Source organism: Paenibacillus sp. cl123 (assembly GCF_900101595.1).
GTDB lineage: Bacteria > Bacillota > Bacilli > Paenibacillales > NBRC-103111 > Paenibacillus_G.
Genome location: NZ_FMYY01000032.1, coordinates 16450 through 29295 on the forward strand (window position 1 = coordinate 16450; position 12846 = coordinate 29295).

A 12846-nucleotide genomic window follows, 5' to 3' on the forward strand; every position below is an offset into this window, starting at 1 on the left:
AACAAGCGGCTGGCCGTTTTCGTATTGGCCGATTGTGCCGCGTTGCGGTAACGAAGATGCGATTGTCCTGACACAGACGCGAGAAGGCGATTTGCTTGCCCGTACTACCCAACTGACGCAGGGAGAAGCTCAAAGGTTGCACCGCCAAGTATGGGGGCAGCGGACAGGTGGCATACTAAGTGCACTTATCTAATTTTTCAACCTGTGAAAGGAGATTGAAACGCATGGGCCGCAGAAATCGAAGAGGCGTGATGTCCGAGCAGTTCAAGTATGAGCTTGCCAAGGATTTGGGGTTCTATGAGACGGTCGAACGGGAAGGCTGGGGAGGCATTAAAACCAAGGATGCGGGCAACATGGTGAAGCGGGCGATCCAGATCGCAGAACAGACGCTGGCGAACCAGACGGCAGCTTCGATGCCGAGAACGCAGCAGCCGGCGAACCGGATGTCAGCCCAAATGATGGAAACGCAGCCCTACAATGGCTCCGTCCCGAGGGCCATGTACCCGGCTCAAGGAGAGCTTCGTACGCCGCCGTCCTACCAACAGTCGTCTTATGCGCAGGTGAGGGAGCAAGCCGCGCCTATTGCGTCTCAGGAGGCGGGACGGCAGTCCGTGGGCGCCTTCGTTCCTCCAGGGTTTCCTTACTTCGCGGCTGGGCAGCAGACGGGTCAGCAAACGTCCGCTTATTTGCCTTAATCCGTTCCTTGCGTGCCGGCAAGTCGGGCAACCACCTTGCCAAGACGGTTTTTGCGTCAGGAGCAGCACGATCCGGGTCCGCATTGCCGAACTGCCTTCCGGGGGTTCGGCTTTTTTTTGTCCGGCTTTTGGTATAGTATAAAGCTACATGGCAATCGGGCCGACAAGTTACAAGACAGACAGGTGCAAAGAAGGTGTCGTTATGAAGGTATTCGAGAAAGCGCCGGCCAAAATTAATTTGTCGCTGGACGTGCTGTATAAACGCGAAGACGGGTTTCATGAAGTCGAGATGGTGATGACGATGGTGGATCTGGCCGACAGGATCGAGATGCAGGAGCTTCCCCGCGACACGATCATTATCTCCAGCCAAGCCGGTTATATCCCGCTGGATGAGAAGAACCTCGCCTTCCAGGCGGCCCGCTTGATTAAAGAGCGGTATGAGGTGAAGCAGGGCGTCTATATCCATCTGGATAAAAAGATTCCCGTCGCCGCCGGGCTGGCCGGTGGCAGCAGCGATGCCGCCGCAACGCTTCGCGGCTTGAACAAGCTGTGGAAGCTGGGCATCGGTGACGAAGAGCTGCAGCAGCTCGGCTCCGAGCTCGGCTCTGACGTGCCGTTCTGCGTGACGGGCGGAACCGCCGTGGCGCGCGGGCGCGGCGAGGTGCTGGAGCCGATCGAAGCGCCTCCGCAATGCTGGGTCGTGCTGGCCAAGCCGCCGATCAACGTTTCGACCGCGGAGATTTACGGCAAGCTGAGAGCGTCCGAGATTAAGCGCCATCCTTCCACTCGCCTTATCGTAGAGGCTATCCGGGAGAAACGGTTCGACGCCTTGTGCGGCGAGCTGGGCAACGTGCTGGAGGAGGTCACGCTGGACCTGTACCCGGAGGTGCGTCAGCTCAAGGAGGTCATGATACGTCTCGGAGCGGAAGGCGTGCTGATGTCAGGAAGCGGGCCGACAGTCTTCGGCCTGGTGTCCAAGGAGGCTAAGGTTGCGCGCATCTACAATGGACTGCGCGGATTTTGCAAGGATGTATACGCCGTCCGGCTGCTTACCTAGCTGCGCGTCCGGCTTTTTTAAGGGGCCGGGGGTTGGCGTTCCTCAGGTTCTGACATGAAAATATCATTAGTGATTTCCTTGTGTCACATAATCTTACATGTACATAACAAAAAATTTCGTGTTCCTTCTTGATCCTAACCGTATAAAAATGTTATATTCTCAATATAATATTCGGTTTTTCCTGACTTTGCGTCAGGTTGAAGGGGGATCACTCTTGAAAAAATTAAAAAGAAGCGCAAGATTGGTGGAAATGACCCAATACTTGCTGATCCGCCCCCATTCGTTAATTCCTTTGACGACGTTCGCAGACCGTTATAATTCGGCTAAATCTTCGATCAGCGAGGATCTGGCCATCATCAAGGAAGTTTTCGAGGAAGAAGGCCTCGGCGAACTGCAGACGCTCGCAGGAGCAGCCGGGGGCGTCCGTTACATACCGAAGGTAACGCCGGAGAATGCGCTGCTCTTCATCCATCAGCTGTGCCGCCAACTGGAGCAGCCGGAGCGCATCCTGCCTGGAGGCTACCTGTATATGTCCGATATCCTGGGCCAGCCGATGATTCTTAACGAGGTCGGCAAGCTGTTTGCTTCCGTCTTCGCCAAGAAGGATATCGATCTGGTCATGACGGTAGAAACGAAAGGGATTCCGCTTGCCTACGCCACCGCCACTTATCTGAACCTGCCCGTCGTTATCGTCAGGCGCGACAGCAAGGTGACGGAGGGCTCGGTCGTCAGCATCAATTATGTGTCCGGCTCGAACAAGCGGATTCAGACGATGTCGCTGGCGCGGCGCGCGCTGAAGGAGCAGTCGAAGGTGCTTATTATCGACGACTTCATGCGTGTCGGGGGGACCATTCAAGGCATGATGGATCTGCTGCAGGAGTTCAAAGCGACGGTCGAAGGCGTGGGGGTATTCGTAGAATCCGGGGAAGTGGACGAGCATCTGGTCGAGGATTACATCTCGCTGGCCAAGCTGTCCACGGTGGATCACAAGGCGCGGCAGATCAAGGTGGTGCCGGGCACTTATTTCCAGGAAATCGATAAGTATGGGAGTGAAGTCAAGGTATGACGATCAAGACGGTGTCTACGGATCAAGCGCCCGCAGCGATCGGGCCGTATTCCCAGGCTGTTCAATTCGGCAATCTGCTGTTCACCTCCGGTCAGATCCCGCTTGGCGCGGATGGGCAGCTGGTGGAGGGCGGAGTGGCGGAGCAGACGCATCAGGTTTTCCGCAATCTTCAGGCCGTGCTGCAGGAGGCGGGCTCTTCGCTGAATCAGGTGGTCAAGGCGACGGTGTATTTGAAGGATATGAACCAGTTCGCCAGTGTGAATGAAATTTACGCATCTTACTTCGGCGACCATAAGCCGGCTCGTTCAACCGTTGAAGTAGCCAGGCTTCCGAAGGATGTTCTTGTCGAAATAGATCTGATCGCTACGCTAAATGTCGAATAATTTGTATTTTATAAAGTATTTATAAAATTGCACAAAAAGTTCAATGTTTGAGCAGGAATTTGCCCTAAAATGTGGAATTACTACCTCAAGTCTTCTAGATGGAAAAAGGTGGTGAACCGAAGGTGCAAATTACAGACGTCAGACTTCGCCGAGTGAATTCCGAAGGTAGAATGAAAGCGATCGCTTCCATTACCATCGATAATGAATTCGTCGTACATGACATTCGCGTGATTGACGGAAATAACGGGATGTTTGTCGCGATGCCGAGCAAGCGGACTCCGGATGGAGAGTTCAGAGACATCGCACACCCGATTTCTTCTACGACGCGCGAGAAGATTCAAGCCGCCGTACTCACAGAATACGACCGTGCCGCTACGGAAGAAGAAGTGATCGAAGAAGGAGCTTAATCGACATTCTAAGGGAGCCTAGCAGGCTCTCTTTTCTTTTGCGGATGAGTAGGCTATATTGAATTTATGTAGAAAAGCGGCTGAAGGCTGCATAATATGGGATAGGATTCTTGAAAGAGTAGGGGATGAACCGAGTGAAAATTATAGGAATCGTACTGGCAGCCGGTCAAGGCAAACGAATGAAGTCGAAGCTGTACAAGGTGCTGCATCCGGTATGCGGCAAGCCGATGGTCGGACATGTCGTCTCCTCGCTGGCGAGCCTGAACACGTCGCGGACAGTCGTCGTCGTAGGTCACGGCGCGGAAGCCGTCCAAGCGTATCTCGGAGACAAGGCGGAATACGCTCTGCAGGAGCAGCAGCTCGGTACGGGACATGCGGTGCTGCAAGCCAAGGAGCTGGTCGGCGAGGAAGAAGCACTGACGCTCGTCGTATGCGGCGACACGCCGCTGATCTCCGCAGAAACGCTGCAGGGGATGATCGAGCTGCACCAGAAACGGGGAGCGGCGGCGACGATTCTGACCGGGATCGTCGATGAGCCGAAGGGCTACGGACGCATCATTCGCGACCAGGATGGGTTCGTCACGAAGATCGTCGAGGAGAAGGATTGTACCCCCGAGGAGCGTCAGGTAAAGGAGATCAATACCGGCACCTACTGCTTCGACAACCGGAAGCTGTTCGCAGCCTTGGCCCAGGTCAAAAATGACAATGCGCAAAATGAATATTATATAACCGATGTCATCGGAATTCTGAATGCCGGAGGAGAGCGGATCGACGGCTATGTGCTCGAAGACGCGGCGGAGTCGATCGGCGTCAACGACCGGGTCGCATTGTCAGAAGCCGAGCAGGCGATGCGCAGGCGCATCAATCGGCAGCATATGCTGGCCGGCGTCTCGATCGTCGATCCGGAGAACACCTACATCGAAGCCGACGTGCGCATCGGAGCGGATACGGTGCTCCGTCCGGGCACCGTACTGCGCGGCCGCACGACGATCGGCGAGGATGCGGTGATCGGACCGCAGGCGGATATTTTGGATTCGTCGATCGGCTCCGGCGTCGAGGTCAAATATTCGGTGCTGCAGGATGCCGTGGTGGGCGACGGCTCTTCGGTCGGGCCATTCGCTTATTTGCGCCCGGGCGCCGATCTGGGGCAAAATGTGAAGATCGGCGACTTCGTCGAGATCAAAAATGCGAAGCTTGGCGACGATACGAAGGTGTCCCATCTGAGCTATATCGGAGACGCGCAGATCGGCCGGAATGTAAACTTCGGCTGCGGCGCGATTACAGTGAATTACGACGGCTTCAACAAGCAGCTGACCGAGGTGGAGGACGATGCCTTCGTCGGCAGCAATGTGAATCTGATCGCGCCGGTTAAGGTAGGCAAGGGCGCTTATATCGTGGCAGGCTCGACCATTACGCATAATGTGGAGCCCGGCGATCTGGCCATCGCCCGGGAGCGGCAGGTCAACAAGCCGGGTTATGCCGACAAGCTGCGCAGCAAGTTTGCCGCGAAGAAGGCGGCATCCAAGCCGCAGGCGTAGACATTTCGAAATATTGTGCGGCAGGGTTTTAGACCTTCATCAATTGGGTAAAGTAAGTAGAAGCGTGAAGCTTGTCCCAATTGAAGGAGGTAGTGTTATGTCTGCTACATTGAAAGCTGAAGCTCGCCATATCGGTACGAAGGGAGAGCGCAAGCGTCTTCGTGCTGAGGGCAAAGTACCCGGTGTCGTGTACGGGAAGAAAGTATCGCAAACTCCCATCGTGCTCGACCAGAAGGAGCTCACCGCTTTATTGAAGGTGAATCCCCATGCGGTTATTGAGCTGGATGTGCCGGAGTACGGCAAGCAGCCGGTAATGATTAACGAAATTCAACGGGAAGGGCTCAGCCGTCAGCTGCTGCATGTCGATTTCCATCAAATTAATATGGATGAGCCGGTCAATACGACGGTACGGCTGGATTACATAGGCGAGCCGGCCGGCGTGCAGGCCGGAGGCATTTTGCAAATTCAGCGCCACGAGCTGGAGGTGCGCTGCCTGCCGACCCAAATCCCCGATTCGATTGAGGTGGACGTTTCGGCTCTGGACATCGGGGAGAATCTGCTCGTCTCCAGCTTGAAGCTGGCCGACAGCATCGAGATCAAGACGGATGAGCATGATGTGCTCGCCACCATCCTGACGCCGCAGAAGGCCGAGGATGTGGAAGCGGTCGAGGAGTCCGCCGATCAAGCCCAAGCCGAGGCGCCTGCCGCGGAGGAGGACAAGTCGGAGGAGCCGGTCAGCTAAAGCCGGCTTAACCCATGCTCGAAAACGAAAACGCACCGATAGGCGTCGGTGCGTTTTTTCATCATGCCTAGGATGAATGCGGCTTCACCGGCCGGGCTTCGTGAGGCTGTCTTTGCCTCGAAATCAGCCGCTAAGCTCGTCGATGCCTCTGCCGGCGAGTTGGCTTGGCGGTTTTTTTCGGGTATCATAAGAGGTGCACGCACCGCAGGCCAAGAAGAGTGCAGCGCCTGTTCGAGTGAGCGGGGAAGGGAGCAGGGGTTCGGTTGAAATGGTTCGTAGGCCTGGGAAATCCGGGTAAACAATATGAGCAAACCCGTCACAATATCGGGTTTATGGCCCTGGACCGGTTTGCCGCAAGGCATGGCATCAAGATTGCGCAGAGCAAGTGCAAAGCGCTGCTGGGCGAAGGGGTAGTCGGCGGTCAGAAGGTGTATCTGCTGAAGCCGCAGACGTATATGAACTTGTCCGGGGAATCGATCCGGGCTTTTATGGATTTCTACAAGGCGCCGATTGAGGATCTGATCGTCGTATATGATGATCTGGATACGGCTTATGGCCAGATTCGGCTCCGTTATCAGGGAAGCGCAGGCGGGCATAACGGCATCAAGTCAACCATTGCGCATTTGGGGACTCAGTCGTTCAACCGCATCCGGATAGGCATCTCACGGCCCGCCCCCGGACGGGATATCGCCGATTATGTGCTGCATGCGTTTTCCAAGGACGAGCTGGCGCATATGGATACGGTGCTGGACAAGACGAACGATGCGATGGAGCATCTGCTTGCGCTTCCCTTTGAGAAGACCATGGCGAAGTTTAACGTGTAGCCTGTTTCTCCCGGCCGGGCCGGGCTAATCTCTCTCTGTAATGGGCATACTGGATACCAAATGAGCTTTGCGTCAGCAGAGCGCCCAGGGAGGGATTGAAGGTATGGCTGTCACGTATACATGCCGGCATTGTCAAACATTTATCGGGGAAATCCGCGGGGGAGCGGCGAGCGAATTTCAGCTCGGCTTCCATTTCTTGACCCCTGAGGAACGGAGAGATATAATATCGTATAACCCTAATGGGGATATCACCGTCAAGGTGGTATGCGATTACTGCAAGGAAGCGCTGGAGGCCAATCCGGAGCTGTCGCTCCTCGCGAATCCTCTGCAATAGGGGCTTTTCGCATCTCGGCTATCCGGCTTTTCTTAGGTGGACCGCCTATAGCGATTGCGCTCTAGGCTTTTTTTAACGCACATGATGTCGGGGGCCCGCAAAATGCCCGAATGGGCATCGGTGCGACGGCTCCGCTTTTGGGGTTATTTTGGTGTGACGTGGTTGAGAGGGGTGTCCTGGTTGCAGGCGTTAATACAGGCATTCTCGGCCGATACGGATTTCCAGAGCGTTGTCTCCGGCATCCGGTCAGGCATGAGAGAACAATTGGTCGCCGGTCTGACCGGTTCTTCGCGGCAGGTGATGCTGGCATCGCTGTACGAGGAACTGCGCCAGCCGCTTTTTGTCGTGACGCATAATATGTTTGCCGCACAGAAGATGTTCGAGGATCTGGAGGAGCTGATGCCTCCCGGTCAAGTACTGCTGTTCCCGGCTCAGGAGCTGCTGGCGGCGGAGGCTGCCATCGCAAGTCCCGAGATGCTTGCGCAGCGCATCGACGCGCTGTCCCAGCTGGCGGCGGGCTTTCGCGGAATTGTCGTAGTTCCGTACGCAGGCATGCGGAGGCTGCTTCCCCAGCAGGAGGCGATAGCCGCGGCCCGGATGAGCATCGAGGTCGGGCAGACGCTGGAGCTTGAGAACTGGATCGGACGGCTTGTCGAATTCGGCTACGAGCGGGTCGAGCGCGTAGAGAACAAGGGAGAGATGAGCGTCCGCGGCGGAATTGTCGATTTGTTTCCGCTGACGAGCCCGCACCCGTTCCGCATCGAGCTCTTCGATGTGGAGATCGATTCGATCCGTTCCTTTGATCAGGCCGATCAGCGGTCCATGGACAAATATGAGCGGCTTGACATCACGCCGTGCCGTGAAATTATTACAGATCGAAACCGGTTACAATCGGCTGCCCAGCATGCTTATGAGCTGCTGCAGGATCAGCTGGGGAAAATGTCCGATCGCGCGGCGAAGGACAAACTGCTGGAGGGCATCGGCCACGAGATCGAGCTGATGCGGGAGGGGCAGCAGTTCCCCGGCATCTTCAAGTACATGGGCTTATTGTATCCCGACAAGCAGACGCTGCTCGACTATATGCCCAAAGACACGGTGCTGCTCGTCGACGAGCCTGCGAGGCTGCTGGAGACAGCCAAGCAGCTGGAGAAGGACGAGTCGGAGTGGATCACCAATTCGCTCGCGGACGGGAAAGCTTTGCCGCAGCTGACGTTGTCCAAATCCTTTGAGACGCTGCTGTACAAAAGACCTTATCCTACTCTCTTCGTTTCCTTGTTCGTACGCCAAGTGCCGAATACGACGCCGCAAAATATTGTCAATTTCATGAGCCGGGTGATGCAAAACTTTCATGGCCAGATGAATTTGCTCAAAAGCGAGATGGAGCGGTGGAGAAAATCCGGCGCCAAAGTGATCATGATGGCGGGCGGCCCCGAACGGGTCGAGCGGATGAAGCGGGTGCTGGCCGACTATCAGATCGACGAGCCGGCCATTGTGGACGGCAGCCTGCAGACGGGCTTCGAGCTGCCGGGGATACATCTGGTCGTCATCACGGAAGGCGAGATGTTTACCCAGAAGCAGCGCAAAGCCCGCAAGGTCGATAAGAAGATCGAGAATGCCGAGCGGATCAAGAGCTACCAGGAACTGAAGGTGGGCGATTACGTCGTCCACATCAACCATGGGATCGGTAAATTTGTCGGCATCGGCACGCTAGAGGTTGGCGGCATTCATAAAGATTATTTGCATATTATGTACGCCGGAGGCGACAAGCTCTCCGTCCCGATCGATCAGATCGACCATGTTCAGAAATATGTCGGCTCCGAAGAAGGCAAGGAGCCCAAGGTATACAAGCTCGGCGGTTCGGATTGGAACCGGGTCAAAACGAAGGCCCGCGCCGCGGTGCAGGATATTGCCGACGACCTGATCAAGCTGTATGCGGAGCGGCAGGCTACGACCGGCTACGGCTTCAGCCCGGACAGCGCGTATCAGCAGGAGTTCGAAGGCATGTTCCCCTATGACGAGACGACCGACCAGCTGCGCGCCATCGAGGAGATCAAGAAGGATATGGAACGGAACCGGCCGATGGACCGGCTGCTCTGCGGCGATGTCGGCTACGGCAAAACCGAGGTGGCTATCCGGGCAGCATTCAAGTCGGCGATCGACGGCAAGCAGGTAGCCGTGCTGGTCCCGACGACGATTCTGGCTCAGCAGCATTACGAGACGTTCCGCGAGCGCTTCTCCGGTTATCCGTTCAATATCCAGGTATTGAGCCGCTTCCGCTCGAAGAAAGAGCAGACCGATACGATGAAGGGGATCAAGGCGGGCACTGTCGATGTCGTCATCGGCACGCACCGTCTCCTCTCCAAGGACGTGCAGTTTAAAGATCTGGGCCTCCTAATCGTGGACGAGGAGCAGCGCTTCGGCGTCTCGCACAAGGAAAAGCTGAAGCGTCTCAAAACGAACGTCGACGTGCTGACCTTGACCGCTACGCCGATCCCGCGCACCCTGCATATGTCGATGCTGGGCGTTCGCGATCTGTCGGTCATCGAGACGCCGCCGGAGAACCGCTTCCCGGTGCAGACCTATGTCGTGGAATACAGCGCCTCGCTGGTTCGCGAAGCGATCGAACGGGAGCTTGCCCGCGAAGGCCAGGTATATTACCTGTTCAACCGGGTGCAGGGCATTACCCAGATGGCGGAGCAAATCTCGATGCTGGTCCCCGACGCCCGGGTCACCGTCGCGCACGGACAGATGTCCGAGCAGGAGCTGGAGAAAACGATTCTCGACTTCCTGGACGGGGAATTCGATGTGCTGGTCAGCACGAGCATTATCGAGACCGGCGTGGACATCCCGAACGTCAATACGCTTATCGTGCACGATGCCGATAAGATGGGCTTATCCCAGCTGTACCAGCTGCGCGGACGCGTCGGGCGCTCCAACCGGATCGCCTATGCTTACTTCACTTATCAGCGGGATAAAGTGCTGACCGAGGTGGCCGAGAAACGTCTGCAGGCGATCAAGGAGTTTACAGAACTCGGGTCAGGGTTTAAAATTGCCATGAGGGACTTGTCCATCCGCGGCGCGGGCAATCTGCTGGGCGCCGAGCAGCACGGCTTCATCGCTTCCGTCGGTTTTGACCTCTACTCGCAGATGCTGGCGGAGGAAGTGAACAAGCGGAAGAAGGAAATCGGCGGCGAAGTCGCGGAGGAGACGAAGGCCTGGTCGACGCAGCTGGATATTCAATTGGATGCTTATATTCCGGGCGATTATATTTACGACAGTGTGCAGAAGATCGAGATCTACAAGAAGGTGGCAGCCGTGCAGTCGCTGGAGGAAGCTGCGGAGCTGCATGACGAGTTGGTTGACCGGTTCGGCGATCTGCCGGACGCGGTGCATAATCTGCTTCTAGCTGCCAGGCTCAAGGTATACGGAGCGATGTATGGCATCGAGGCGATTGTGCAGAAGGGGCTGGATTATGAACTCCGGATTCATGCGGAGCACAGCAGCAACCTCGATACGGCCGCTTGGGGCAAGCTTGCTCAAGAGTTCGAGAATCGGGTAAGGCTTATGACGGGAACTGGGATGATCATCGAAACGAAGGGCAAGGGACTGACGCCAGAACAATCCATCGAATTGTTGGAGCGGTTTCTGGTACAATACAAGCGTGCGCTCAAATCGAAGGGAGAACTGCAAAATGCAGCAAAATAAAAAGAAATCTTACCGGGTGCTGGCCGCGGCTATGATGTCGCTCGTACTGGTCGCCGGCCTCGCCGCAGGTTGCGGCAAGAAGGAAGAGACGCCACCCGCGACTCCGGCGCCGGGGACGGAAGCTCCGGCAACGACGCCGGCCGCAACGGGCAATCCGGAGGATGTGCTGATCACGTATAAGGACGGCAGCGTCAAGCGCGCCGAGTTCGACAAATTCGTCGACATCAATATGCTGTTTTATCCGCAATACGCCCAGTTCAAAACTGACCCTGCCTTCCAGCAGGATATCATGAACCAGCTGCTGGCGTTTAAAATTCTCGGGGCCCGTGCGGACGCCGCTACGAAGGCCGATGCCGAGAAGCAGGCCAAGGAGCAGATGGAGCAGATCAAGATGTATCTGGGCATGCAGGAAGGCGGTCTGGAGAAGGCTCTGAAGGATAATAACGTCACGGAGCAGGAAATCCAGAATTTCATCGGCAGCAGCCTGACGGCGATCGTCGGAGCCGAGAAGCAGGTGACTGACGATGAAGTGAAAAAAGCTTATGACAGCAAGCTGGCTCAGGATGCGAACATCTACACGGTGGCGACGGTCCGTCATATTTTGGTCGGCACGACCGACGCGGCGACAGGAGCGGAGACGCGTTCGAAGGAAGACGCCCTGAAGCGGGCCAAGGAAGTGCAGGACAAGTTGAAGGCTGGCGGGGACTTCGACGCGCTGGCTAAGGAATATTCGGACGATCCGGGCTCCAAGGAAGCCGGCGGCAAGTATGAAAACGCCGAGGTGTCCCAGTGGGTGCCTGAATTCAAGAAGGCTGCCATCGAACTGCCGCTCAACCAAATCAGTGATCCGGTCGAAACGACGTACGGCTATCACGTGATGAAGGTCGAATCGCGCAGCACCAAGACATTCGACGAAACCAAGGAAGCGCTGCGCTCCGAAGCGGCCCAAGGCAAGATCTACGAGTTCCTGGAGAAGGAGCTGCCCGGCATGATTCAGACCAACAACATGCCGAAGGTGGAGGCTCCTGCCGCGGAAGCGCCGGCGGCGGAAGCTCCGAAGACGGAAGAAAAGAAGTAACAATTACCAGGGTGCCCCTAGCGGGCATCCTGTTTTGTTTTCTTAATTTTGGACATAATGAAAACAGCGGTGGCCATACATAAAGCGAGGCGGAGCGGCCGCCGAGAGGTGTCAGATGCATAACCCTCTGGGAATCGAAGAATACTATGGTCAGTCGAATTCCCTCCATGCGCATATAACAGGGTAATCCAGATTGGTTCACATTCTTCAAGGAAAGCGAGGCATCTAGAATTATGAAAGCAACTGGAATCGTTCGTCGCATCGACGATCTTGGCAGGGTTGTGATTCCGAAAGAGATTCGTCGTACCCTGCGTATCCGGGAAGGGGACCCACTGGAAATTTTCGTGGACCGTGACGGAGAGGTCATTCTCAAGAAATATTCGCCCATCGGAGAGCTTGGTGATTTTGCCAAAGAATATGCCGAGTCGCTCTTCGAAAGCACGAATCATCTTATTATGATTACGGACCGGGATACCATTATCGCTGTGGCCGGGGGATCGAAGAAAGATTACTTGGAGAAATCGATCGGCTCTCTGGTGGAAGCTTGCATGGAGAACCGCAAGGCTTCCATGGAAAGCACGGCAGGTTCCTATGAGATTTGCAAGGACGCTCCCGACACATACGGCTCCTATGTCATAGCTCCAATCGTAGCCGGAGGAGATCCGATCGGATCGGTGATTCTGGTGACCAAGGACGAGAATCTCAAGATGGGGCAGATGGAATTGAAGATGGCTGAGACGGCCGCGGGCTTTCTGGCCAAGCAAATGGAGCAGTAAGCAGCTCGATTATGCTGGACCGCTCCTGGTATATCAAGGTTCGACAGCAAGCCTCCTGACTGCTTCCCGCGAGGAAGAAGACAGAGGCTTTTTTGTCGCGTCCGGACCCGTGTTTTCAGCGAGTGACAGCCGCGCGCCGGCAGCCCGCGTCAGGCAGGCAAAGGAGGACTTTGGAAAATACCGGTGTCCTGCGGTATAATGTAAGGCGTATAGGTACGAACGGTGAGGTACGGGGGGCGCG

11 protein-coding genes and 1 pseudogene are annotated in these 12846 nt (G+C 56.0%); all 12 read left to right on the forward strand.

The annotated features are described in order from the left end of the window. Window positions 1-224 precede the first annotated feature (224 nt). Window positions 225-401 (forward strand): annotated as a pseudogene (locus tag BLR08_RS32210) (small, acid-soluble spore protein, alpha/beta type); the annotation flags it as partial. 496 nt (window positions 402-897) lie between these two features. Further along, window positions 898-1752 carry a 4-(cytidine 5'-diphospho)-2-C-methyl-D-erythritol kinase gene (gene ispE, locus BLR08_RS28385; protein ID WP_072337942.1) on the forward strand — a complete coding sequence of 285 codons (855 nt, stop codon included), beginning with the start codon at window positions 898-900 and terminating at the stop codon, window positions 1750-1752. A 214-nt stretch (window positions 1753-1966) separates the two neighbouring features. After that, entirely contained in the window at window positions 1967-2818 is an 852-nt protein-coding gene (gene purR / locus BLR08_RS28390; protein ID WP_072337943.1) for a pur operon repressor, read from the forward strand. After that, on the forward strand, window positions 2815-3201 hold the full coding sequence (locus BLR08_RS28395) for a RidA family protein (protein WP_072337944.1): 387 nt from the start codon (window positions 2815-2817) through the stop codon (window positions 3199-3201). Before purR ends, BLR08_RS28395 begins: the two co-directional genes overlap by 4 nt. Window positions 3202-3323: 122 nt before the next feature. Beyond that, the gene (spoVG, locus tag BLR08_RS28400; protein WP_072337945.1) at window positions 3324-3608 is read left to right on the forward strand and encodes a septation regulator SpoVG; all 285 of its coding nucleotides are present in this window, start codon (window positions 3324-3326) and stop codon (window positions 3606-3608) included. A 134-nt stretch (window positions 3609-3742) separates the two neighbouring features. Next, on the forward strand, window positions 3743-5146 hold the full coding sequence (gene glmU / locus BLR08_RS28405; protein ID WP_072337946.1) for a bifunctional UDP-N-acetylglucosamine diphosphorylase/glucosamine-1-phosphate N-acetyltransferase GlmU: 1404 nt from the start codon (window positions 3743-3745) through the stop codon (window positions 5144-5146). 97 nt (window positions 5147-5243) lie between these two features. Continuing rightward, on the forward strand, window positions 5244-5888 hold the full coding sequence (locus tag BLR08_RS28410) for a 50S ribosomal protein L25 (protein ID WP_072337947.1): 645 nt from the start codon (window positions 5244-5246) through the stop codon (window positions 5886-5888). A gap of 263 nt (window positions 5889-6151) precedes the next feature. Further along, window positions 6152-6712: an aminoacyl-tRNA hydrolase gene (gene pth, locus BLR08_RS28415; RefSeq protein WP_072337948.1), complete on the forward strand. Its 561-nt coding sequence runs from the start codon at window positions 6152-6154 to the stop codon at window positions 6710-6712. Between the two features lie 103 nt (window positions 6713-6815). Beyond that, window positions 6816-7046 (forward strand): anti-sigma-F factor Fin, encoded by a 231-nt coding sequence (locus BLR08_RS28420; protein ID WP_072337949.1) that lies wholly within the window; start codon window positions 6816-6818, stop codon window positions 7044-7046. 180 nt (window positions 7047-7226) lie between these two features. Beyond that, window positions 7227-10751, forward strand: a complete 3525-nt coding sequence (gene mfd, locus BLR08_RS28425; protein ID WP_072337950.1) for a transcription-repair coupling factor — start codon at window positions 7227-7229, stop codon at window positions 10749-10751. Beyond that, entirely contained in the window at window positions 10738-11829 is a 1092-nt protein-coding gene (locus BLR08_RS28430) for a peptidylprolyl isomerase (RefSeq protein WP_072337951.1), read from the forward strand. Before mfd ends, BLR08_RS28430 begins: the two co-directional genes overlap by 14 nt. Window positions 11830-12062: 233 nt before the next feature. Continuing rightward, the gene (spoVT, locus tag BLR08_RS28435) at window positions 12063-12605 is read left to right on the forward strand and encodes a stage V sporulation protein T (RefSeq protein ID WP_072337952.1); all 543 of its coding nucleotides are present in this window, start codon (window positions 12063-12065) and stop codon (window positions 12603-12605) included. The last annotated feature ends 241 nt before the right edge of the window (window positions 12606-12846 follow it).

Coding starts and splice junctions, on each gene's coding strand:
- spoVT (WP_072337952.1), top strand. CDS start 12,063: ATGAAAGCAACTGGAATCGTTCGTCGCATCGACGATCTTGGCAGGGTT.
- ispE (WP_072337942.1), top strand. CDS start 898: ATGAAGGTATTCGAGAAAGCGCCGGCCAAAATTAATTTGTCGCTGGAC.
- BLR08_RS28430 (WP_072337951.1), top strand. CDS start 10,738: ATGCAGCAAAATAAAAAGAAATCTTACCGGGTGCTGGCCGCGGCTATG.
- BLR08_RS28420 (WP_072337949.1), top strand. CDS start 6,816: ATGGCTGTCACGTATACATGCCGGCATTGTCAAACATTTATCGGGGAA.
- BLR08_RS28410 (WP_072337947.1), top strand. CDS start 5,244: ATGTCTGCTACATTGAAAGCTGAAGCTCGCCATATCGGTACGAAGGGA.
- BLR08_RS28395 (WP_072337944.1), top strand. CDS start 2,815: ATGACGATCAAGACGGTGTCTACGGATCAAGCGCCCGCAGCGATCGGG.